The 23,557-nt window shown below is 74.0% G+C and carries 16 protein-coding genes; 13 read left to right on the forward strand and 3 right to left on the reverse strand.

Translation table 11 applies throughout. The features are described 5' to 3' along the window. The first annotated feature begins 119 nt into the window (after positions 1-119). Both groL and ACIQTO_RS04220 read left to right on the forward strand, forming a co-directional pair. Complete coding sequence (gene groL / locus ACIQTO_RS04215) at positions 120-1,751, forward strand: chaperonin GroEL (protein WP_402382504.1); 1,632 nt, start codon at positions 120-122, stop codon at positions 1,749-1,751. 133 nt (positions 1,752-1,884) lie between these two features. Beyond that, positions 1,885-2,892: a LysR family transcriptional regulator gene (locus ACIQTO_RS04220; protein ID WP_402382507.1), complete on the forward strand. Its 1,008-nt coding sequence runs from the start codon at positions 1,885-1,887 to the stop codon at positions 2,890-2,892. A gap of 79 nt (positions 2,893-2,971) precedes the next feature. Here ACIQTO_RS04220 and ACIQTO_RS04225 read toward each other — a convergent pair whose 3' ends face one another. After that, positions 2,972-3,298: a WhiB family transcriptional regulator gene (locus ACIQTO_RS04225; RefSeq protein ID WP_380574533.1), complete on the reverse strand. Its 327-nt coding sequence runs from the start codon at positions 3,296-3,298 to the stop codon at positions 2,972-2,974. 561 nt (positions 3,299-3,859) lie between these two features. Here ACIQTO_RS04225 and ACIQTO_RS04230 point away from each other — a divergent pair. The 4 genes from ACIQTO_RS04230 (at position 3,860) to ACIQTO_RS04245 (ending at position 8,710) form a co-directional block, all read left to right on the forward strand. Beyond that, on the forward strand, positions 3,860-4,471 hold the full coding sequence (locus tag ACIQTO_RS04230) for a response regulator transcription factor (protein ID WP_014136228.1): 612 nt from the start codon (positions 3,860-3,862) through the stop codon (positions 4,469-4,471). Between the two features lie 488 nt (positions 4,472-4,959). Continuing rightward, the gene (gene shbA / locus ACIQTO_RS04235) at positions 4,960-5,544 is read left to right on the forward strand and encodes an RNA polymerase sigma factor ShbA (RefSeq protein ID WP_387889239.1); all 585 of its coding nucleotides are present in this window, start codon (positions 4,960-4,962) and stop codon (positions 5,542-5,544) included. A 259-nt stretch (positions 5,545-5,803) separates the two neighbouring features. Further along, positions 5,804-7,306: an IMP dehydrogenase gene (guaB, locus tag ACIQTO_RS04240; protein ID WP_380574534.1), complete on the forward strand. Its 1,503-nt coding sequence runs from the start codon at positions 5,804-5,806 to the stop codon at positions 7,304-7,306. 276 nt (positions 7,307-7,582) lie between these two features. Then, the gene (locus ACIQTO_RS04245) at positions 7,583-8,710 is read left to right on the forward strand and encodes a GuaB3 family IMP dehydrogenase-related protein (RefSeq protein ID WP_380574535.1); all 1,128 of its coding nucleotides are present in this window, start codon (positions 7,583-7,585) and stop codon (positions 8,708-8,710) included. A gap of 66 nt (positions 8,711-8,776) precedes the next feature. Here ACIQTO_RS04245 and ACIQTO_RS04250 read toward each other — a convergent pair whose 3' ends face one another. Further along, complete coding sequence (locus ACIQTO_RS04250) at positions 8,777-9,352, reverse strand: hypothetical protein (protein WP_402382511.1); 576 nt, start codon at positions 9,350-9,352, stop codon at positions 8,777-8,779. Positions 9,353-9,604: 252 nt separating this feature from the next. On the opposite strand from ACIQTO_RS04250, the gene ACIQTO_RS04255 reads away from it, so the two are divergent. After that, a complete protein-coding gene (locus ACIQTO_RS04255; RefSeq protein ID WP_402382513.1) occupies positions 9,605-11,545 on the forward strand; it encodes a protein kinase in 1,941 nt (646 codons plus the stop codon). 44 nt (positions 11,546-11,589) lie between these two features. Here ACIQTO_RS04255 and ACIQTO_RS04260 read toward each other — a convergent pair whose 3' ends face one another. Beyond that, the gene (locus ACIQTO_RS04260) at positions 11,590-12,126 is read right to left on the reverse strand and encodes an SHOCT domain-containing protein (RefSeq protein ID WP_402382516.1); all 537 of its coding nucleotides are present in this window, start codon (positions 12,124-12,126) and stop codon (positions 11,590-11,592) included. Between the two features lie 112 nt (positions 12,127-12,238). Here ACIQTO_RS04260 and ACIQTO_RS04265 point away from each other — a divergent pair, with 112 nt between their 5' ends. From ACIQTO_RS04265 to guaA, 6 genes are all read left to right on the forward strand, one after another. After that, positions 12,239-13,333, forward strand: a complete 1,095-nt coding sequence (locus ACIQTO_RS04265; protein WP_402382519.1) for a protein kinase — start codon at positions 12,239-12,241, stop codon at positions 13,331-13,333. 158 nt (positions 13,334-13,491) lie between these two features. Beyond that, positions 13,492-15,246 (forward strand): protein kinase, encoded by a 1,755-nt coding sequence (locus ACIQTO_RS04270; RefSeq protein WP_402382522.1) that lies wholly within the window; start codon positions 13,492-13,494, stop codon positions 15,244-15,246. A 153-nt stretch (positions 15,247-15,399) separates the two neighbouring features. Next, the gene (locus tag ACIQTO_RS04275) at positions 15,400-17,037 is read left to right on the forward strand and encodes a succinic semialdehyde dehydrogenase (protein WP_402382524.1); all 1,638 of its coding nucleotides are present in this window, start codon (positions 15,400-15,402) and stop codon (positions 17,035-17,037) included. A gap of 111 nt (positions 17,038-17,148) precedes the next feature. Next, positions 17,149-18,951, forward strand: coding sequence for a GMC oxidoreductase (locus ACIQTO_RS04280; protein WP_402382527.1), 1,803 nt, complete (start codon positions 17,149-17,151; stop codon positions 18,949-18,951). 328 nt (positions 18,952-19,279) lie between these two features. Beyond that, positions 19,280-20,845, forward strand: coding sequence for a hypothetical protein (locus ACIQTO_RS04285; protein ID WP_402382530.1), 1,566 nt, complete (start codon positions 19,280-19,282; stop codon positions 20,843-20,845). 1,101 nt (positions 20,846-21,946) lie between these two features. Further along, positions 21,947-23,542 carry a glutamine-hydrolyzing GMP synthase gene (guaA, locus tag ACIQTO_RS04290; RefSeq protein ID WP_402382533.1) on the forward strand — a complete coding sequence of 532 codons (1,596 nt, stop codon included), beginning with the start codon at positions 21,947-21,949 and terminating at the stop codon, positions 23,540-23,542. Positions 23,543-23,557: the final 15 nt, after the last annotated feature.

Genomic DNA, 23,557 nt, shown 5'->3' on the forward strand with positions numbered 1-23,557 from the left:
GTAAGTCGTTCCAGCCCGCCCCGGATCCGTGTCCCAGTGACAGGGGCCCGGGGCGTGGTTGTTGGTTCACGTAGTCCGGTGGCCGGCGTGCCGGCCGCAGCCCCGAGGGAATAGGGAACATGGCGAAGATCCTGCAGTTCGACGAGGACGCCCGCCGCTCGCTGGAGCGCGGTGTCAACAAGCTGGCCGACACCGTCAAGGTGACCATCGGCCCCAAGGGCCGCAACGTCGTCATCGACAAGAAGTTCGGCGCCCCGACCATCACCAACGACGGTGTCACCATCGCCCGCGAGGTCGAGCTGGACGACCCGTACGAGAACCTTGGCGCGCAGCTCGTCAAGGAGGTCGCCACCAAGACCAACGACGTCGCGGGCGACGGCACCACCACCGCCACCGTGCTGGCCCAGGCCCTGGTCAACGAGGGTCTGCGCAACGTCGCCGCCGGTGCCGGCCCGGCCGCCCTGAAGAAGGGCATCGACAAGGCCGTCGCCGCCGTCTCCGAGCACCTCCTCTCCATCGCCCGCGAGATCGAGGGCAAGGACGACGTCGCCGCCGTCGCGTCCCTCTCGGCGCAGGACACCCAGGTCGGCGAGCTGATCGCCGAGGCGATCGACAAGGTCGGCAAGGACGGTGTCATCACCGTCGAGGAGTCGAACACCTTCGGCGTGGAGCTGGACTTCACCGAGGGCATGCAGTTCGACAAGGGCTACCTGTCGCCGTACTTCGTCACCGACGCGGAGCGGCAGGAGGCGGTCCTGGAGGACCCGTACATCCTGATCAACCAGGGCAAGATCTCCTCCATCCAGGAGCTGCTGCCGCTGCTGGAGAAGATCCTGCAGGGCGGTGCCTCCAAGCCGCTGCTGATCATCGCCGAGGACGTCGACGGCGAGGCGCTGTCCACCCTCGTGGTGAACAAGATCCGCGGCACCTTCAACGCGGTCGCCGTCAAGGCCCCGGGCTTCGGTGACCGCCGCAAGGCGATCCTGGGCGACCTGGCCACCCTGACCGGTGCCACCGTCATCTCCGAGGAGGTCGGCCTCAAGCTCGACCAGGCCGGTGTGGACGTGCTGGGCACCGCCCGCCGCGTGACCATCACCAAGGACGAGACCACCGTCGTCGACGGCGCCGGTGACAGCGAGGCCGTGGCCGGCCGCGTCGCCCAGATCAAGGGCGAGATCGCCAACACGGACTCCGACTGGGACCGCGAGAAGCTGCAGGAGCGCCTGGCCAAGCTGGCCGGCGGCGTCTGCGTCATCAAGGTCGGCGCCGCCACCGAGGTGGAGCTGAAGGAGCGCAAGCACCGCCTGGAGGACGCCATCTCGGCGACCCGTGCCGCGGTCGAGGAGGGCATCGTCGCCGGTGGTGGCGCCTCCCTGGTGCACGCCGCCAAGGTGCTGGACGGCGGCCTGGGCCTGTCGGGCGACGAGGCGACCGGTGTCGCGGTCGTCCGCAAGGCGCTCGCCGAGCCGCTGCGCTGGATCGCCCAGAACGCCGGCCTCGAGGGCTACGTCATCACCCACAAGGTCGCCGAGCTGGAGGCCGGTCACGGCTTCAACGCCGCCACCGGTGAGTACGGCGACCTGCTGAAGGCCGGCGTCATCGACCCGGTCAAGGTCACCCGCTCCGCCCTGGAGAACGCCGCGTCGATCGCCTCCCTGCTGCTCACCACCGAGACCCTCGTGGTGGAGAAGCCCGCCGACGAGGAGGCCGGCAACGGCCACTCGCACGGTGGTCACGGGCACTCCCACTGACGCCTGATCAGTGACCGCAGGCCCGGTCCGCACCCCTCGGGGTACGGGCCGGGCCTGCGGCGTGTCCGCGCGCTTCATTCTTCAACTATCAGTTGAATTTTGCATAACGCAAAGATTGCCTTATAACTGAGGCATGATCGAGGCCCGCCATCTGCGCGTACTGCGTGCCGTCGCCCGCACCGGCTCCTTCTCCGCCGCCGCGCGTGAACTGGGCTGTACGCAGCCCGCCATCAGCCAGCAGATGAAGGCCCTGGAGAAGTCCGTGGACACCCCGCTGGTGGTCCGCTCGGGGCGCGGCATGCAGCTGAGCGAGGCCGGGCGGGTGCTGCTCAAGCATGCCACCGGCATCCTGGCCGGGCTCTCCGCCGCCGAGGAGGAGGTCGCGGCGATCGCCGGGCTGCGGGCCGGGCGGGTCCGGTTGGTCTCCTTCCCCACCGCGAGTTCCACCCTGGTGCCGCCGGCCGTCGCCCGGCTGCGGGACAGCCATCCGGGGGTGCGCGTGTCGCTGGTCGAGGCCGAACCGCCGGAGTCGCTGGCGATGCTGCGCGGCGGCGAGTGCGAGATCGCGCTGGCCTTCCGCTATCCGCAGGCCCCCGGCGGCGCCCCGGCGCCCGCCCCCGCGCACGGCACGCCGCGCGAGGCGCGGGCCGAGGCCAACCTGGAGGCCCAGCAGCTCAGCGCCACCACCGACTGGTCCGACCTGGTGGTCACCCCGCTGCTGGACGACCCGCTGGTCGGCCTGCTGCCCGCCGCGCACCCGTTGGCGGGGCGCGACGGCGGGCGCGGGCCGGTGGAGCTCGCCGAGCTGGCGGGGGAGCAGTGGATCGCCGGCTGCCCGCAGTGCCGGGGGCACCTGGTGGAACTCTGCGCGGGCGTGGGCTTCGAGCCCCGGATCGACTTCGCGACCGACGACTACCCGGCGGTGGTCGGCCTGGTGGCGGCCGGGCTCGGGGTGGCGGTGCTGCCGGGGCTGGCACTGGAGTCGGTGCGCCCCGACGGCGTGTCGGCGGTGTCGGTGCGGACCGCCTCGGGAGCGCCCGCGGTGCGGCAGGTGGTCGCCCTGACCCTGTCGGACCTCGCCGAGGTGCCGGCGGTGGCGCTGATGCTGGAGCGGCTGGCGGGCGCGGCGGCCGGGCGCTGACCGGACCCCCACGCGGGCGGACCGGCGGCTCACAGCGCTGCGAAGAAACGTTTCTTCGCGGCGCGGGCCGGGTGGGTGCCTAGCGCGGCAGCCCCGTCGGCGCGACCAGCGGTACTTCCATCAGGCGGTTGCGCGAGCGGCCCATCATCTCCTCGCGCTCGTCCTCGGTCAGTCCTCCCCAGACGCCGTACGGCTCGCGGACGGCCAGAGCGTGCGCCGCGCATTCGGTGCGTACCGGGCAGCGCATGCAGACCTCCTTGGCGCTCGCCTCGCGCGAGCTGCGCGCGGCGCCGCGCTCTCCCTCGGGGTGGAAGAAGAGCGAGCTGTCCACGCCGCGGCAGGCCGCGGAGAGCTGCCAGTCCCAGAGATCGGCGTTGGGGCCGGGGAGGCGTGAGAAATCTGCCATGGCTCATTCCCTTCAGAGGCTCGGCGGCCGCGGACCGGCCATCGGCGGGCTGGGCTGCGCGGCACGGCGAGGCTTCGATGCGCTGGTGTGGACACCTGGAAATATGACTTACGGCAACTCCATGGACAAGTCACCCACAGAGTGGCACAACAGTCAATGACCATACAAAAGCTATAAAAACGGGCAAAGTGGGCATGGAGTTCGGCAGGCGCAGACGTGGCAATCGGGTGGCCGGGGGGCGTGCGACCTCCCGCACCGGTGTGCGGGTCGTACGCCCACCGCGCGCGAGCTGCACAAAAGTGCGGCGTGTGCACCGCGAGGTGGCTGATCGGTAACGGGTCGGCCACGTACAGTGGTGGAGATGGCCCTGAAAGCCGTAACTCATTCGAGTGACGGTCGTTGGAAGTGCGGAGGCGGTCAGCGGGCGCCGGACGTCGGGAACGATCGCGGGGAAGTTCGGGCGATCGGCACGGAGTCTGTCGCCGGGTCGGCCGTGTCGGAGAGATTCGTACCAGCCAGGAGGCTCAACGTGACGCGGATCAGCTGCGGAGGACGACGGTCATGACTTCCGTTCTCGTTTGCGACGATTCCCCCCTCGCCCGCGAGGCGCTTCGCCGCGCGGTCGCGACCGTACCCGGCGTCGACCGGGTCACCACCGCGACGAACGGGGAGGAGGTCCTCCGCCGCTGGGTGGCAGACCGCTCCGATCTCGTTCTGATGGACGTCCGGATGCCCGGCCTCGGCGGGGTCGAGACGGTCCGGCGACTGCTGTCCGCCGACCCGGGCGCGCGGATCATCATGCTCACCGTCGCCGAGGACCTCGATGGCGTCGCCCTCGCGGTGGCCGCCGGTGCCCGCGGGTACCTGCACAAGGACGCCTCGCGCGCCGAGCTGCGGGCCACCGTCACCCAGGCCCTCGCCGACCCGACCTGGCGGCTCGCCCCGCGCCGGCTGCGCAGCCCCGACATGGGCGCCGCGCCGACGCTGACGGCACGTGAGATCCAGGTGCTGGAGGGCATGAGCCACGGCCGCAGCAACGCCGAGATCGGCCGCGAGCTCTTCCTCTCCGAGGACACCGTGAAGACCCACGCCCGACGGCTGTTCAAGAAGCTCGGCGCCTCGGACCGCGCGCACGCGGTGGCCCTGGGCTTCCGGTGGGGCCTGGTCCGCTGACCACCGCCGGCTCCGCCGGCCGCGGCGCGCTGGTCGAGGTTCCCTTCGCAGGGGCGTATGACGTTACGGTCCCGAGGTTGCACCATGGAGGTGTGGAGCACCTCGGGGACCAGCGGACAGGCACTGCGGCGAACCACGGAGTCGCAGGACATTCGGCGGACGGCGCGACGGACGGAACCACCGACGGCGGCGGGGCGGGAGGTGGCACGGTGCAGGAGGGGCCGGTGGTGCGCGGCGGCCCGGTGCCCGGTGCCGCACCGCATAACGTTCCGGTGCACAACTCCGGACGCGGTGCCGCGTTTTCCCGTTCGACCAGGCACCATGGACCGATGCGTGACGACGTTGCCGGTAGTTCCGGCGAGGCTGACCCGGTGGAGGCCGAGCCCTCCGGACCGGGTCGGGATCCGTCGTACGCGGATCCCGGTGACGGCGGGCCCGGTCACGACCCCGGGCAGGGTGCCGACGAGGCCGGCTCCGGCCGGGCCCCGGTGCTCGGCACCGGCGGCTCCCCGTTGGTCGGCGAGCTGGTCGCGGCCGCCGTCCGGGGCGAGGGCCCGGCGATCGACGCGCTGCTCGCCTACGTCCACCCGCTGGCACTGCGCTACTGCCGGGGCCGGCTGGTCCGGCTGCCGGGCGGGGCCCGGCACCACGTGGACGACGTCGCCCAGGAGGTCTGTGTCGCGGTGCTCTGTGCGCTGCCGCGCTACCGGGACCAGGGCCGCCCGTTCGAGGCCTTCGTCTACGGCATCGCCGCGCACAAGATCGCCGATCTGCAGCGGGCCGCGATGCGCGGTCCCGGCTCGACGGTGGTCCCGCAGGACGACCTGCCGGAGGTGCCGGACGAGGCGCTCGGTCCCGAGGAGCGGGCGCTGCTCAGCAGCGACGCGGCCTGGGCCAAGGAGCTGCTCTCCAATCTGCCGGCCCGTCAGCGCGAGCTGGTGCTGCTGCGGGTGGCCGCCGGACTGTCGGCGGAGGAGACCGGCGAGGTGCTCGGGATGTCGCCCGGCGCGGTCCGGGTCGCCCAGCACCGGGCGCTGAGCCGGCTGCGGGCGCTCGCGGAGGAATCCTCCTGATCGTCCGCCTTTGGCGGGGTCGGAATGGCCCATGGGCGGTCGGTGTTGTCAAGGGCACACGAGGACACATTCGCGGTGCCAGTACCATGGGGTATCGGCGCCTGGGCGGGTCGCCAAAGTTCCGTGGGTGCGAGCGGGGTTTCCCTGGAGGTTCCTCCAATGGCACCGAGCTTTCGGCGGCCTGAGCGAGTGAGCGATGGAGAGCGCCCCCACCCTCAGGGCGCGAGCGGATTAGGCCGGCCACGGAAGGTACCCCCAAATGTCCTACAACGCCGCAGGCGTACCCGAGAAGTTCGCGATGCTCGGGCTCACGTACGACGACGTGCTGCTGTTGCCCGGGGCCTCCGAGGTGCTGCCGAACCAGGTCGACACCTCCTCGCGGGTCTCCCGGAACGTGCGCGTCAACATCCCGCTGCTGTCCGCGGCGATGGACAAGGTCACCGAGGCGCGGATGGCGATCGCGATGGCCCGCCAGGGCGGCGTCGGCGTCCTGCACCGCAACCTCTCGGTCGAGGACCAGGCCAACCAGGTCGACCTGGTGAAGCGGTCCGAGTCCGGCATGGTCACCGACCCGATCACGGTCGGCCCGGAGACCACCCTGGCCGAGGCGGACGCGCTCTGTGCCAAGTTCCGGATCAGCGGCGTGCCGATCGCGGACGAGGCGGGCAAGCTGCTGGGCATCGTCACCAACCGTGACATGGCCTTCGAGTCGGACCGCAGCCGCCAGGTCCGCGAGATCATGACGCCGATGCCGCTGATCACCGGCAAGGTCGGGATCTCCGGCGAGGACGCCATCGCGCTGCTGCGCCGCCACAAGATCGAGAAGCTTCCGCTGGTCGACGACGAGGGCCGGATCAAGGGCCTGATCACCGTCAAGGACTTCGTCAAGGCGGAGAAGTACCCGAACGCGGCCAAGGACGCCGAGGGCCGGCTGCTGGTCGGCGCCGCCGTCGGCGCCAGCGCCGAGGCGTTCGACCGGGCCCAGGCCCTGGTCGAGGCGGGCGTCGACTTCCTGGTCGTGGACACCTCGCACGGCCACAGCCACAACGCGCTGGCCTGGATCGCCAAGATCAAGGCCGCCGTCGGCGTCGACGTGGTCGGCGGCAACGTCGCCACCCGGGACGGTGCCCAGGCGCTGATCGACGCCGGCGTGGACGGCGTCAAGGTCGGCGTCGGCCCCGGCTCCATCTGCACCACCCGCGTGGTCGCCGGCATCGGCGTCCCGCAGGTCACCGCGATCTACGAGGCCGCGCTCGCCTGCCAGGCGGCCGGCGTGCCGGTCATCGGCGACGGCGGCCTGCAGTACTCCGGCGACATCGGCAAGGCGCTCGCCGCCGGCGCCGACACCGTGATGCTGGGCTCGCTGCTGGCCGGCTGCGAGGAGTCGCCCGGTGAGCTGCTGTTCATCAACGGCAAGCAGTTCAAGTCCTACCGCGGCATGGGCTCGCTGGGTGCGATGCAGACCCGCGGGCAGGCCAGGTCCTTCTCCAAGGACCGGTACTTCCAGGGCGAGGTCACCTCGGACGAGAAGCTGATCGCCGAGGGCATCGAGGGCCAGGTCCCGTACCGCGGCCCGCTGTCCGCCGTGCTGTACCAGCTGGTCGGCGGCCTGCGGCAGACCATGGGCTACGTCGGCGCGGCCACCGTGGCGGAGATGGAGAGCAAGGGCCGGTTCGTCCGGATCACCTCGGCGGGCCTCAAGGAGAGCCACCCGCACGACATCCAGATGACCGTCGAGGCGCCGAACTACACCAGCCGCTGACCCGGCCGCTGACACCGAGAACACCGAGGGGCCCGCGATCGCGGGCCCCTCGCGCGTGTCCGCGCCCCGTCGGCCCGGCCCGGGCCGACGGGGCGCGCCGCCGCAGGGCGGGGGAGCGCGGGCGGGCCCCGGGGAGCGAGGGCCGCGGCGGGACGGCCGCCGGCCTCCCGTCCGGCAGCCGGAGGCGAGCGCGCGCGCCGCGGCAGGTGCGGGATACTGGGGGCGGCCGGGGTGACCCGGCGGGTATGAGCAACAAACCAGAAGGGCTCGAACGAAGTGACTGAGATCGAGATCGGGCGAGGTAAGCGCGGCCGCCGGGCGTACGCATTCGACGACATCGCCGTCGTCCCCAGCCGCCGCACCCGGGACCCGAAGGAGGTCTCGATCGCCTGGCAGATCGACGCCTACCGCTTCGAGCTGCCGTTCCTGGCCGCCCCGATGGACAGCGTGGTCTCCCCGCAGCAGGCCATCGCCATCGGCCGCCTCGGCGGTCTGGGCGTGCTCAACCTGGAAGGCCTCTGGACCCGCTACGAGGACCCGCAGCCGCTGCTGGACGAGATCGCCACGATCACCGACGAGGCCGCCGCCACCCGCCGCCTGCAGGAGATCTACGCCGCGCCGATCCGGGCCGAGCTGATCAAGCAGCGGATCCAGGAGGTCCGCGACTCCGGCGTGGTCACCGCCGCCGCGCTCTCCCCGCAGCGCACCGCCGAGTTCTCCAAGGCCGTCGTGGACGCCGGCGTCGACGTCTTCGTCATCCGCGGCACCACCGTCTCCGCGGAGCACGTCTCCAGCGGCGCCGAGCCGCTCAACCTCAAGCAGTTCATCTACGAGCTGGACGTCCCGGTCATCGTCGGCGGCTGCGCCACCTACACCGCCGCGCTGCACCTGATGCGCACCGGCGCGGCCGGTGTGCTGGTCGGCTTCGGCGGCGGCGCCGCCCACACCACCCGCAACGTCCTCGGCATCCAGGTGCCGATGGCCACCGCCGTCGCCGACGTCGCCGCCGCCCGCCGTGACTACATGGACGAGTCCGGCGGCCGCTACGTGCACGTGATCGCGGACGGCGGCGTCGGCTACAGCGGCGACATCCCGAAGGCCGTCGCCTGCGGCGCGGACGCGGTGATGATCGGCGCGGCGCTGGCCCGTGCCACCGACGCCCCGGGCAAGGGCTTCCACTGGGGCATGGAGGCCGTCCACGAGGAGCTGCCGCGCGGCAAGCGGGTGAACCTCGGCACCGTCGGTTCCACCGAGGAGATCCTCACCGGCCCGTCGCACACCCCCGACGGCACCATGAACCTGTTCGGCGCGCTGCGCCGCGCGATGGCCACCACCGGCTACACGGAGCTCAAGGAGTTCCAGCGGGTCGAGGTCACGGTCAACCCGGCGCTCCACCACCGCTGAGCCGCCCGTGCGGAAGGCCCCTCACCGGACGACGTCCGGTGAGGGGCCTTCCGCGTGCCGGTCCGGCTAGTCCCGGGTGGCCGTGCGGCGGGTGAGCAGGAAGCCGCCGATCACGGCGATGCCGTAGAAGACGACGTCCAGCAGGCGGCGGTCCGCGCGCCAGACGGTCAGGGCGTCGCGCAGCAGTTCGCCGTACGCGGTGCCGGCCAGCTCGTGCAGGCGGCGGGTCTGGCCGATCAGCTGGCCGAGGAAGAGCGCGCCGGCCGAGAGCAGCGCGCCCAGCGGCGGCAGGGCACGGCCGCGGCCGCCGAGCCGGCCGAGCGGCCAGGCGACGGCGGCGGCCGGGGCGATGGCCAGCCAGCCGACCGTGCCGGTGGCCCGGTCCGGCGCGAGTCCGTACGCCAGCGCGCCGGCCAGCATCGCGCCGACGGCGAGGCCGACCGCGACGGCGGTGCGGCCGTTGCGCCGGCCCCGGTCGGGCGTGGCGGCCTCGTCGGCGGGGTGGTAACCGGCCACCGGTGCGCCGGGCATGCCCGGGGCCACATAGCCCTCGGGGGTCACCGGCTGCGGTGCGACGGAGTAGTGCGTGGCCGTACGCGGCCGGTCCGACCGGCCGTCAGCGCCCGGTACGGGTGCGGTCATGGGCGTCGAATCCCCCCGGGAAAGACGGTGAGCTGCCGAACGCTAGCAGCGCCCGGGGGCGGCCGGACAGAGTTTTCGATCACAGATCGGGCACGGAGCGCCGTGCCCGGCCGGGTCCGGCACCAGGGTGGCCGGGGGCCGGGTGGTCGTGGGCCCTCCGGACAGGGGATGATGGAGGCTTGGCGTCCGGGCCCGCGCCGGGCCGACACGCCGTCACCTCGACCGCCGGCAGCACATGGGGGAACGTTCCGAATGACCCAGGCGCAGGGTTCCACCGGCCGCCTCCTGGCCGGCCGCTACCGGCTGGACGCGGTGCTCGGACGCGGCGGCATGGGCACCGTCTGGCGTGCCGAGGACGAGATGCTGGGCCGCATCGTCGCGGTCAAGGAACTGCGGATGAACGGCAGCGTCGACGAGGACGAGAAGCACCGGCTGATCGTCCGGACGCTGCGCGAGGCCAAGGCGACCGCCCGGATCCGGCACAGCTCGGCCGTCACCGTCTTCGACGTGGTCGAGGAGGACGACCGGCCGTGGATCGTCATGGAGCTGGTCGAGTCCCGCTCACTGGCGGACGTGATCAAGGAGGACGGGCCGCTGTCGCCCGGCCGGGCCGCCGAGATCGCGCTCGACGTGCTGGGCGTGCTGGTCGCCGCGCACGCGCACGGCATCCTGCACCGTGACGTGAAGCCGTCCAATGTGCTGATCGGCGAGGACGGCCGGGTGGTGCTCACCGACTTCGGCATCGCCAGCGTCGAGGGGGACGCCTCGGTGACCTCCACCGGCATGCTGGTCGGCGCGCCCTCGTACATATCCCCGGAGCGGGCCCGCGGGCAGAAGCCCGGTCCGCCGGCCGACCTCTGGTCGCTGGGCGGCACGCTGTACGCGATGGTCGAGGGCCGCCCGCCCTACGACCGGGGCTCCGCGCTCGCCACCCTGACGGCGGTGATGACGGAGGACCTCGGCACCCCGCTGAACGCCGGGCCGCTGGGCCCGGTCATCGAGGGACTGCTGACGAAGGACCCGGCCGAGCGGCTGGACGCCTCGCAGACCCGCTCGCTGCTCAAGCGGGTGGCGGCCGAGGCCACCACCCGGGCGGAGTCGACCACCGAGCACGCGATGCCGGTGAAGCCGGCCGCCGGGGACACCCGGGAGAGCGAGGCCGGCGAGGCCGGGGACGACGCCGGGAAGAAGTCCGCGGGCGGGGGCGCCGGCCGGCGCCCGATCGGCGGGCTGCTCGGCACCGTCCGGGTGGGGAGCCGGGCCAAGGACGCCAAGGCCGCCGCCGAGGAGCCGGAGAAGCCCGCGGCCGGGGCCACCGCCGCCGGGGCCGGGTCCGAGCCGATCCGGCCGGTGACCAGCGAGTGGACCCTCGGGGCGACCCAGGCCGCCGGCGCCGACCCGCACAAGGGCCGGCGGCGGCTGGCCGTGGTCACCGTCGTGGTGGTGCTGCTGCTGATCGCCGGGGCGGTGGCGATGGTGCGCGCCTTCGGCGACTCCGACGGCGGGTCGGCCAACGGCGCCGGCGCGACCTCCCCGGCGGCGTCCGGCGCCGGCGACCCGGGGGCGGGCACCGAGACGCCCGGGACCGAGACGCCCGGGACCCCGCCCGCCGTGGGCCCGGGAACGCCGGCCGGGACGGTCCCGGCCGGTGGCGGGGCCGGTGCGGCCGAGACCTCCCCGGCCGGCGCGCCCCCCGCCGCGACCCACCCCGTCACCGCGCCGCCCACCCCGGCGGCGACCGGCGCGGTGGTCCCGGCCGGGTACCACGAGTACAAGGACCCGGCCGGCTTCTCGATCGTCCTGCCGGACTGGCTCCAGCCCGCCGGTTCGGAGTCCATCCGCCGGGTCTTCAAGGGCAACGGGAGCACCCTGCGGATCGAGTGGACCACCACCCCGGGCCCGAGCGCGGTCGACGACTGGCAGGCCTCCGAGCCCGGGCTGCGCGGTCAGGTCAGCAACTACCAGCGGGTCCAGCTGCAGGCCATCACCTACCGGGAGTGGGCCAACTCCGCCGACTGGGAGTGGACCAACGGCACTCCCCGGATGCACTCGCTCAACCGGGGCTTCGTCACCGGCTCGCCGGCCAAGTACGGGTACTCGATCTACTGGATCACCCCGGACGCGGACTGGAGTACGCCGGCGAGCACGCAGGCCCGCCAGGTCGCCTTCGACACCTTCCAGCCCGCGCCGTAGGCCGGTCCGGCCGCCCGGCCCGGTGGCTGCCCGGCGGCCGGGCGTCAGCCGATCAGGCGCTGCTTGGCGCGGCTGAACTCCTCGGCGGTGAGCGCCCCCGCCGCGTGCAGGGCGGCCAGCCGCTCCAACTGGTCCAGCAGCTCGGCGCCGGAGGCGGCCGGCGCGGCGGCGGGCAGCCCGGGGGACTTCGGCGCGGCGTCGCGGACCAGCCGGGCGGCCGCCCGGACCTGCTCGGCGAACACCTCGGCCTTGACCACGTCCTCGAACCGGTGCGAGCCGGTGAGCGCGACCACCAGCAGCACCTCGCCGTTGAACCTGGTCCTGGTGACGGTCGCGTCCGTCACCGCGGTGAGCGGAACCGGGACCGGCGGCTTGCCGTCCTTCAGGAAGAGCAGCCGCTGGGTGGTCAGGACCAGCACGCCCTTCCGGAAGTGCTCGGGATGACGCCCCGCCGTGGAGGCGACCGGCTTCTCGTTGGGCACGACGTTCGCCTCGACGGTGCGCAGGGCTTCGGCCCGGTTGTCACGGTTGCTGTTGCCGGCCACGTCGAAGGCCGCGTCGATCAGATCGCTCCAGTCCATGGCACCGAGCGTAGTGCGGCGGCCGGCGGGCTCCCGTTCGGCCGGACGCCGCGCACCCGGCGAGGATCGGCGGGGCAGGGCCTAGGCTGGGCGTTGAGCGAGAGGAACACCCATGCGAGCGGGTCCGGGTCAGGTATTGGCGGGGCGTTACCGACTGACGGACCGTCCGGAGGCGTTGCGCGCCTTCGCCGTGGACGAGCGGACGGGAGCCGTCGTCCTCCTGCGCGCCCTGGAGCTGCCGGCGCTGCTGACCGGCGGTCACGACCCGGACGACCCGGTGCCCGAACAGGGCGACCGGATGGTCCGCCGGGTGGCCGCGGTGGGCTCGGCCGCGCCGGTGCACCCGAGGTTGCTGCAGGGCGTCGGCGCGTTCGTCGAGGGTGAGTCGCTCTGGACGGTCGAGGAGCGGCCGGCCGGTGTGCCGCTGGCCGATCTGGCCGCGACGGGGCCGATCACGCCGTACCGGGCGGCCGAGTTGGCGGCGGACCTGGCCGGCGCGCTGCGGGCGCTGCACGAGGCCGGGCTCACGCACGGCAATCTGACCACCGGGTCGGTGCTGGTCTGCGAGGACGGCGCGGCACTGCTGGGCGGGCTGCTCCCGGGGGTGGCCGAGGAGGCGTTGGCCGAGGAGTTGGGCGGGCCCGGCGGGCGCCGCCGGTACGAGGTCCGGGCCACCCTGGTCGGGCCGGCGGCGGAGCGCTGGCCGTTGGACGGCGGCCCGGCCGGCGACTGCTGGGCGCTCGGCGTGCTGCTGCACCGGCTGGTGACGGGCCGTTCGCCGTACCCCGACCAGGGGGTGCCGGAGTTGGTGACGGCGGTGCGGGACGGGCGGCGGGAGCCGTCGACGGTGTGCGGGCCGCTGGCGCCGCTGGTCGAGCGGCTGCTGCAGCCCGATCCGGCACTGCGGCCGGCGGCGGAGGCCATCCGGCGGGAGCTGGCGGACCTGCTGGCGGGCGCCCCGGAGCCGGTCGACGAGGAGCGGGCGGCGCGTGCGGTCGAGCTGCGCCCGGACGGCCCGTTGGTGCCGCTGAGTCCGCGTCGGCGCGGCCGCGGCGCGCCGTCCCCGGTGGCGGTGACGGCGGACGCCGGCCCGCTGCCCGTTCGGGCACCGTTGCTGCCGCCGGCCCTGCTGGGCCCGGTCCTGGTCGGTGCGGTGTTCCTGCTGCTGGTGCTCGGGGTGGCGGCCGTGGTGATGTTCGCAGGCTGACGGTGCCCGCCGGGCGCTTGCCGTCCCTCCCACGGGCGGGGGAGATTACCGGTGCCCGGGCGGTGCGCCTAGGGTGTGCCTGAGATCTGTTCGAAAACTGGTCTGTACCGGGCCCTCCGTCGCGGTGACGGCAGGTGGAGGAGGGGGAGCGGTCGCCGATGGGCGTGCAGAACCGGCCGGAGGCGGCCGAGGCGGAGCGGTTGCTGGCCGGGCGCTACGAACTGGGCGACCGGCTCGGCCGGGGCGGCATGGGCACGGTCTGGCGGGCCTGGGACCGGATGCTGGACCGCGAGGTCGCGGTCAAGGAGCTGACCGTCAGCCACCTCCCCGAGGAGGAACTGCAGATCCTGTACGCCCGGATGAAGCGCGAGGCCAGCGCGGCCGCCCGGATCAAGCACCCCGGGGTGATCACCGTCCATGACGTGCTGGAGCAGGACGGCCGGCCCTGGATCGTGATGGAACTGGTCGACGGCCGCTCGCTGGCCGATGTGATCAGCCAGGACGGCACCCTCCAGCCGCGCGCCGCCGCCGAGGTCGGCAGCCAGGTGCTGGCCGCGCTGCACCGGGGGCACCAACTGGGCGTGCTGCACCGGGACGTGAAGCCGGCCAACGTCCTGCTGGAGCGCGGCACCGGGCGGGTGGTGCTGCTGGACTTCGGCATCGCGACGTACGAGGGCTCCGCCGAACTGACCCGGCCGGGCGACCTGGTCGGCTCGCCGGACTACCTGGCACCGGAGCGTGCCCAGGGCGAGCGGCCCGGCCCCGCCTCCGACCTGTGGGGTCTCGGGGCGACGCTGTACGCGGCGGTGGAGGGCGAGTCGCCGTTCCGCCGGACCTCGCCGCTGACCACGCTGGCCGCGGTGGTCGGCGAGCCGCTGCCGGAGCCGCGGCGGGCCGGGGCGCTGGGGCCGGTCCTGGCCGCGCTGATGGCCAAGGACCCGGCGGAGCGGCCGGGCGCGGACGAGGCGGCTCGGATGCTGGCCGAGGTGAAGGCCGGGCACACCGTCGGCTTCAAGCCCGTCGCGCCGGTCAAGATGCCGACCCAGTCGGTTCCCGTGGTCGACCGGACCGACGCGTCGGCCGGTCCGGCACCGGGCGCGGCCTCCGAGGGCCCGACCGTGCCGCAGCCTCCGGCGGGGGTCGCCGGGGTCGCGGGGAACGCCGGGACCGCGGACACACCGCCGGTGGCGCTCGGCGGCGGGGCGCTCGGCGCCTCATCCGCGCCGGGGGCGCACCCCACCCCATTGACGCCGGGGGCGCACCCTGGTTCGCCCGCGCGTGGCCCGGCCAGGCGCCGGGGTGTGCTTCAGCTCGCCGCGATCGGGCTGGCCGTCGGGGTGGTGGCCGCCGGCGCGACCTTCCTGGCGACCCGGGGCGGCGGCGCGACCCCGGTGGTCGGCCCCACGGCGACCGGCTCCGGAACGCCGCAGCCCAGTGCGTCCGGCGATGCCGATCCCCCGCCCACCGGCTACCGCTGGGTGAACGACCCGGCGGGCTTCCGCTTCCCGCTGCCGGTGGCGACCCCGGCCTGGCAGCGCAGCACCGACACCGCCAACCAGATCTTCTACAGCCCGGACAACAAGACGCACTACCTCCAGTTCGCCGTCACCGTCGGCCAGTCGGTCAAGCCGCTGGAGCACCTGCGGCAGATGGAGACCACGGTCTCGAAGCTGAAGGAGTACCGCCAGCACAAGCTGACCAGCGTCCTGGTGAACGGCCACGACGCGGCGGTCTGGGAGTTCAGCTACGCGGCCAAGGAGGGCGGCCGGCGGCGGGCGATAGAGGCGGAGTTCATCGACGCGGACGGGACCGGCTACGCCATCTACCTGTCCAGCCCGGACACGGACAAGGACTGGCCGGAGGGGGAGCAGCGGTTCAACGCGGTGCTCAGGGACTTCACGCCGACCCGCTGAGCGGTCGGCTCGCTGAGGGGCCGGCTCGCCGAACGGCCGGCCCGGTGAGCCGGCGGCCCGCCGAGCGGTCGGCCCGCCGGTGGGGCGCGGCGCGCCGACATTGTTGTTACCGACGGGTACCGAACCGGCTTCCGAGCGCCTAGGCTGCGCCCCATGACGGACCTCACAGCAGATGCCACGGTCTCCGGACAGCCCGGCGCCGCGGACCGCAACCCCGCCGCCCCCGGTGGCGGCCGCACCGTCGCCGCGGCCGTTCCGCCCTCCCTGGTCGGCCGCCTCTCCGCCGGGGTCACCGCGGCCGGCGAGCCGGACCTGGTGGAGACCGTCGCCCCACTGACCGGTGAGCGGCTGGCCGGTCTGCCGCGCTCGACCCCCGCCGACGTCGAGGTCGCCTACGAGCTGGCCCGGCGCGCCCAACCGGCCTGGGCCGCGCTGCCGGTCCGCCGCCGTGCCGCCGTCCTGCTGCGCTTCCACGACCTGCTGCTCAAGCGCCAGGACGAAGTGCTGGACCTCATCCAGGCCGAGACCGGCAAGGCCCGGCTGCACGCCTTCGAGGAGGTGCTGGCCGTCGCGATGGCGGCCCGGCACTACGGGCGCGCGGCGCACGGCTACCTGCGTGACAAGCGGCACGGCGGGGCCCTGCCGCTGCTCACCCACGCGGTCGAGGCCCGCCGCCCCAAGGGCGTGATCGGACACATCTCGCCCTGGAACTACCCGTTGGAACTGTCCATCGGTGACGCCCTGCCCGCCTTCGTGGCCGGCAACGCGGTGGTCAACAAGCCGGACACGCAGACCGCGCTGACCGCGCTCTGGGCCCGCGAGCTGCTGATCGAGGCCGGTCTGCCGGCCGACCTCTGGCAGATCGTGATCGGCGACGGCCCGGTGGTCGGACCGGCCGTGGTCGAGCACGCCGACTACGTCTCGTTCACCGGCTCCACCCGTACCGGCCGCGAGGTCGCCCAGCGCGCCGCCGCCCGGCTGGTCGGCGCCTCACTCGAACTCGGCGGCAAGAACGCCATGCTGGTGCTCGCCGACGCGGACCTCGACCGGGCCGCCGAGGGCGCCGTCCGGGCCTGCTTCTCCTCCGCCGGTCAGCTCTGCATCTCCATCGAGCGGCTGCTGGTGCACCGCGCGGTGGCCGACGAGTTCCTGGCGAAGTTCGCCGCGCGCACCCGCGCGCTGCGCCTCGGCGGCGGCCTCGCCTACGGCGCGGACATGGGGTCGCTGGTCTCCGTACGGCAGTTGGACGCCACCACCCGCCATGTGGAGGAGGCGGTCAAGGCCGGTGCCACCGTGGTGGCCGGCGGCCGCGCCCGGCCGGACCTCGGCCCGTTCTTCCACGAGCCGACCATCCTGGACGGGGTCACCCCGGAGATGGCGGTCTGCACCGAGGAGACGTTCGGCCCGGTGGTCTCGGTGTACCGCTTCGACACCGAGGACGAGGCGGTGGCCGTCGCCAACTCCACGCCGTACGGCCTCAACTCCAGCGTCTGGACGAAGGAGCTCCGGCGCGGCCGGGCGATCGCGGCCCGGCTGCGCACCGGCACGGTCAACGTCAACGAGGCCTACGCGGCGGCGTACGGCTCGGTCGGCTCGCCGATGGGTGGCATGGGCGAGTCCGGGCTCGGCCGGCGGCACGGCGCCGAGGGCATCCTGCGGTTCACCGAGGCGCAGACCATCGCCAGCCAGCGGGTGATGCCGCTCGCGCCGTCCTTCGGCCTGGACGACCGGCAGTTCGCCGCGGTCTTCACCGGCGGGCTGCGGGTGCTGAAGGCCCTGCGCTTCAAGTAGCCCCGGTCCGTCCGTCCGTCCGTCCGTCCGTCTGTCCGTCGGACCGGCAGGCCCGGTCCGACGACCGGGCCGGTCCTGATGTCCGTTCGTTTCTCGAAGGAGCAGTGGCACATGGTGGGGTCCCGCGACGAGGCGGACTTCGACTACGACGTGGTCGTGATCGGCTCGGGCTTCGGTGGTTCGGTCGCCGCGCTGCGGCTGACCGAGAAGGGGTACCGGGTCGCCGTCCTGGAGGCCGGGCGGCGCTTCGAGCGCGACGAACTGCCCAAGAACTCCTGGGACCTCGCCAAGTACTTGTGGGCGCCCAGGCTCGGTCTGTACGGCATCCAGCGGATCCACCTGCTGGCCAATGTGATGATCCTGGCCGGCGCCGGGGTCGGTGGCGGCTCGCTGAACTACGCCAACACCCTGTACGTGCCGCCGAAGGCGTTCTTCGAGGACCGCCAGTGGCGCCACATCACGGACTGGCAGGAGGAGTTGGCGCCGTTCTACGACCAGGCGCAGCGGATGCTCGGGGTCCGGCTCAACCCGACCGTCACCCCGTCCGACGTCCATCTGCGGGCGGCCGCCGAGAAGATGGGCGTCGGGGACACCTTCCACCTCGCGCCGGTCGGGGTCTTCTTCGGCGACGGGAGGGACTCCGACCACACGGCCAAGGCGGCTCCCGGCGAGGAGATCGCCGACCCGTACTTCGGCGGGGCCGGCCCCGCGCGGCGGGCCTGCGTGGAGTGCGGCGAGTGCATGACCGGGTGCCGGCACGGCGCCAAGAACATGCTCACCGAGAACTACCTGTACCTGGCCGAGCGCGGCGGCGCCGAGATCCACCCGCTCACCACGGTGGCCCGGATCCGCGCGCGCGGCGAGGGTTTCGCGGTGGACGTCCGCCGGACCGACGCCCGCTCCACGACCGATCCGGTGAAGGCGGGGGCGCGGACGATCACCGCCGCCCGGGTGGTGGTCGCGGCCGGCACCTACGGGACCCAGCGGCTGCTGCACCGGATGCGCGACGGCGGTCACCTGCCCCGGATCTCCGGCCGGCTCGGCGAGCTGACCCGGACGAACTCCGAGGCGCTGGTCGGCGCGCAGACCACCGACCGGCGCTACGGCAGCCGGGCGGACTTCACCAAGGGTGTCGCGATCACCTCCTCGATCCACCCGGACGAGAACACCCACATCGAGCCGGTGCGCTACGGCAAGGGCTCCAACGCCATGGGCGCCTTGTCGGTCATGCAGGTGAAGGGCGGCGGGAAGGGTCCCCGCTGGCTGCGCTACCTGGGAACGGCCGCCCGGCACCCGGTGACCTTCGCGCGGTCGATGAACCAGCACCGCTGGTCGGAGAAGACCATCATCGGCCTCGTGATGCAGTCGCTGGACAACTCGATCACCGTCTCGCTGAAGACGAAGGGCTTCGGCAAGGGGCAGCTGACCTCCACCCAGGGCCACGGCGCGCCCAACCCGAGCTGGATCCCGGCGGCGGAGGAGGGGGCCCAGGCGCTGGCCGCCGAGATCAACGGCTTCGCGGGCAGCACCGTCGGCGAGATCTTCGACATCCCGATGACCGCCCACTTCCTCGGCGGCTGCCCGATCGGCGACTCCGCGGAGACCGGCGTGGTCGACCCGTACCACCGGCTCCACGGGCACCCGGGGATCAGTGTGGTGGACGGTTCGGCGGTCTCCGCCAACCTCGGGGTGAACCCCTCGCTGACGATCACCGCGCAGGCCGAGCGGGCCATGTCGATGTGGCCCAACAAGGGCGAGACGGACGGCCGACCGGAGCCGGGGGAGGCGTACCGCCGGGTCGGGGCGGTGGCGCCGGTGCGTCCGGCCGTGCCGGCGGAGGCCTTCGGGGCGCTGCGACTGCCGCTGCTGGCCGTGCCGAAGGTGCCCAAGAAGCAGGGCGGAACGGCCTCCTGACTCCCTGCCGGGCCCGGCGGCCGCCGTGTCCCGGGCCGGTTGACAGCCGTCCGGGCACGATGGGATAAACGGGGCTCCCTGGGGGGACCAGGGGGCACCGTTCTTGGGGGGATCGCGGTCCATGGCCATCTGCGCATCGTGCGGCGCGGCTTCGGGGGAAGGGGCGCTCGGCTGCGCCTCCTGTGGGCGGCCGCTGACGCCGCCACCACCCCTGCCGCCGCCCGCTCCACCCACCGCTCCACCCGCTCCACCCGCTCCACCCGCTCCACCCGCTCCACCCGCGCCACCCGCGCCACCCGCGCCACCCGCGCCGCCCGCGCCGCCCTCGGTGCCCGCCCCACCCGCCCCACCCGTCTTCGCGCCGCCGGCGCCGGGCGGTTGGGGCGCCGGCCGGCCCTACGACCCGGCCGCCGCGCGGCCGGCCGTCCTGCGCGGGCTCACCGGCGACTGGAGGCCGGCGTTCACGGTGCTGATCGCGCCGACCGCGGTGCTGTTCCTGGCGGCGCTGATCGCCGCGGTCCCGGACGGCTACACCTTCTTCTACCTCTTCGAGGCGCCGTCCTTCGGCAAGCGGTTCGGTGCCGCCCTGACGCTGGCCCTGGCCGCCCTCGGCGCGCCGTTCGAGCTGGGCTTCTCCGGCGGGGGCCGCTACTCGGACGGCGGCGGGGAGGCGATCGTCCGGGCGGTGCCGATGACGGTCACCGCGCTCTGGCTGGGCGCGCTCTGGCTCGGCCTGCGGGCCGAGGCGCGCCGGCGGCAGGCCCGTACCGGTGAGCAGCCGACCAGGCGGCAGGCGGCCGGTGAGGCGCTGCGCACCGCGCTGGCCGCGGCGGCGGTGACCCTGCTGATCGGGCTCGTCGCCGGTGCCTCGTGGCGGCCCCGGGCCGCGCGCGGCGGGTTCGACGCGGGTGACTACTACGGCGAGGCCGGCGGTGTGACGTACACGGCCGGCTCCGGCTGGCTCCAGGCCGCCTGCTGGGCGGCGCTGCTCGCCGGACTGGCGGCGTTCACCGTGCACGGTACGGACGCGTTGCGCTGGGCGGCCTGGCGCAACCGCGCGGTGCGCGGCTGGGCGGTGGCCGCGCTGGCGGCGGGCCGCGCGCTGGCGATGACGACCGGCCTCGCCGCACTGGTCGGCTTCCTGCTGATCCTCGTCCAGGGCGCGGACGGGCAGACCGGCGCCGCGCTGGCCGTCCTGCCGAACGTCGCCCTGCTGCTGCTCGGCCTGGGCTCGGGGGCGACGCTCAAGGCGACCAGCGACGCGAGCGGTCCGCGTGCGGACTGGGAGGGCGACGGCTCCGACAACGGGTTCTCCTTCTTCGACCTGCACCACGAGAGCGCCGACTGGCGGTGGACCGGTCTGCTCGCGCTGGTCGGGGCGGCCCTCCTCGGGTGGACGGCGTACCGGCGCCGGCTGGACGCGGCGGACCGGCTCCGGTTGGCGGTGGTGTACGCGGCCGCGCTCAGTCTGCTGATGCCGATCGCCGGCGCGGTGCTCTCGACGAGTTCGGCCGCGACGTACCTCGGCCGCCGGCAGGAGCTCGGCCACGAGTACGCGGTCGGCCTGGTCTTCCCCACCCTGCTGCTGGCCAACGTGGTCTGGGCGGCGATCGGCGCGCTGGCGGTGCCGCCGCTGCTGGCGGCCGCCGGCAACCGCCCGGTGGCCGGCCCGCCCGGGGCGCCGCAGCGGCTGCCGCACCAGGGGGCGCCGTCCCCGGCCGGTGTGCCGTGGGAGGCCGGGGCCGGGCCGGAGCCCGCCGCGCCGCCGGGGGTCGGCGAGGTGATCGGCTCGCACGAGGAGCCGCCGTCGTTCCCGGGCGGCGGGGTGCCGGCCGCCCGGCCGCCGGGGGAGGACGATCCGGTCGACCCGAGCGTCTGGCGCAAGCAGCAGTAGCGGCCGAGGGGCGCGCGGCCAATGGCCCGCGCCCCTCGCCCGTACCGGCCGGGCCCGCGGCTTCGCCCGCCGCGGCGGGCCCCGGCCCCGAGCCGGGCGCACGGTCCCGAACAGGGCAAAGGGCCCCGCGGGGGAACGGGGCCCTTTGTCGCTCAGCACGCGGCGTCAGGGCTGCGCCGGTGCTGGGGTGACGGCGCCGGGGGAGGAGCGCCGTCGCGTCGGATGGCTCGTGGGTCGTGCCGCCGCGGTGCCGGCATGAGGTGGGCCGGTCGCGCGTGGCGTGTCCACACGCGGCGGGGCGGGCCGGCGCGCATGCCTGCGCCGAGCATTCGCTCACGGAGCGTGAGGTGATAATCGTTGCCACCGTGGGTCTCGGTGGCAACGGGACGGCACTCCGCAGTGGGCCTTCGGCCGCCGGGAGAACCTCTTCCCACCAGCATCGTGATGGACGAAGGGCTTGCTCTGCAACCGATTCGGCATGATTCGGCACAGTCCATTTTCGGCCGGGCCGGTGCGCGGCGGTGCGTCCGCGGCGGCTCGGCGGCCCGCCGGGAGATCGCGGGCGGGTGCGATCGATGATCACCGTGCGTAGTGGTGGCGCCGGAGCGCACAGGGACGCGCGTAGCGGCGCGGGACGATGAACGGTGCGCGCCCGGGTCGCGCCGGGGTGCGGCGGCCGGTACCCGGGCGTCCCCGGGGCCGGCCGCCCCACCTCCTTGGGTCCAGTCGCGGCCGGGGTCGCTGTCCCCTGCTGGCCGGCCGCTGCACCCGCGCACGGTCCCACGGCGCACCGCTCCCGGCCGGGCCGGGACAGCGGCGGCGCCACGCGCGCCGGTGGACTGGGATGAGCTCCACGCGTGGTCCTGCAAGCCCGCACGGCGGCGCCCCTGCCGGGGCGGAGGCGGCGCACCTGGCGGGCGCGGCGCGGTCGTGCGGTCGTCAGATGCAACGAAGCGGCGGCCCGGCCGGTCACGGCCTCTTGGACGTGCAGACGAGTGAAACCGGCCAGCCCGGTAGACTCGTGCCCAGACCCCCGCCCGTCGCCGCCCTCCCGGGGCGTGCGCCGCGACACCTCTAGATACCGCTGCCGGAAGGCCGTCCGTGTCCTCTGCTATTCCCGACCAGTCCGCGCCTGAGACCGACACCGTCCTGGTGGTCGACTTCGGCGCCCAGTACGCCCAGCTCATCGCCCGTCGGGTGCGTGAGGCCCGGGTCTACAGCGAGATCGTGCCGAGCAGCATGCCGGTCGCCGAGATGCTCGCCAAGAACCCGAAGGCGATCATCCTCTCCGGCGGCCCCTCGTCGGTCTACGAGCAGGGCGCGCCGCAGCTCGACCGCGCGATCTTCGAGGCCGGTGTGCCGGTCTTCGGCATGTGCTACGGCTTCCAGCTGATGGCCAAGACGCTCGGCGGCACCGTCGACAACAGCGGCGCCCGTGAGTACGGCCGCACCCCGCTGGTCGTCTCCCGCACCGGCTCGACCCTGTTCGAGGGCGTCCCGGCGGAGCACTCGGTGTGGATGTCGCACGGCGACGCCTGCTCGGCCGCGCCCGAGGGCTTCACGGTCACCGCCTCCACCGGCGTGGTGCCGGTCGCGGCCTTCGAGAACGACGAGGCCCGCCTCTACGGTGTGCAGTACCACCCCGAGGTGCTGCACTCCGACCACGGTCAGCAGATCCTGGAGCACTTCCTCTACCGCGGCGCCGGCATCGCGCCGACCTGGACCACCGGCAACGTGGTCGACGAGCAGGTCGCGCTGATCCGCGCCCAGGTCGGCGACAAGCGCGCGATCTGCGGGCTCTCCGGCGGCGTGGACTCCGCGGTCGCGGCGGCCCTGGTCAACAAGGCCATCGGCACCAAGCTGACCTGCGTCTACGTCGACCACGGTCTGATGCGCAAGGGCGAGACCGAGCAGGTCGAGAAGGACTTCGTCGCGGCCACCGGCGTGCAGCTGAAGGTCGTCGACGCGCAGGAGCGCTTCCTGAACGCGCTGAAGGGCGTCAGCGACCCGGAGGAGAAGCGCAAGATCATCGGCCGGGAGTTCATCCGGGTCTTCGAGCAGGCCCAGGCCGAGATCGTGGCCGAGGCCGGCGAGCACGGCGAGTCCGTGGACTTCCTGGTCCAGGGCACCCTGTACCCGGACGTGGTGGAGTCCGGCGGCGGCACCGGCACCGCCAACATCAAGTCGCACCACAACGTCGGCGGCCTGCCCGAGGACCTGCAGTTCCAGCTGGTCGAGCCGCTGCGCAAGCTCTTCAAGGACGAGGTCCGGATGGTCGGCCAGGAGCTCGGCCTGCCGGAGGAGATCGTCCAGCGCCAGCCGTTCCCGGGCCCGGGCCTGGGGATCCGGATCGTCGGCGAGGTCACCAAGGAGCGTCTCGACCTGCTCCGCGAGGCCGACGCGATCGCCCGCGAGGAGCTGACCGCGGCCGGTCTGGACCGCGAGATCTGGCAGTGCCCGGTGGTGCTGCTCGCGGACGTCCGCAGCGTCGGCGTCCAGGGCGACGGCCGGACGTACGGCCACCCGATCGTGCTGCGCCCGGTCTCCTCCGAGGACGCCATGACGGCCGACTGGTCGCGCCTGCCGTACGAGGTGCTGGCGAAGATCTCCACCCGGATCACCAACGAGGTCCCCGATGTGAACCGCGTGGTGCTGGACTGCACCAGCAAGCCGCCGGGCACCATCGAGTGGGAGTAGGCACTCCCCGCCGGC

The sequence above is a fragment of the Kitasatospora sp. NPDC091207 genome, from assembly GCF_044768625.1.
Lineage (GTDB): Bacteria > Actinomycetota > Actinomycetes > Streptomycetales > Streptomycetaceae > Kitasatospora.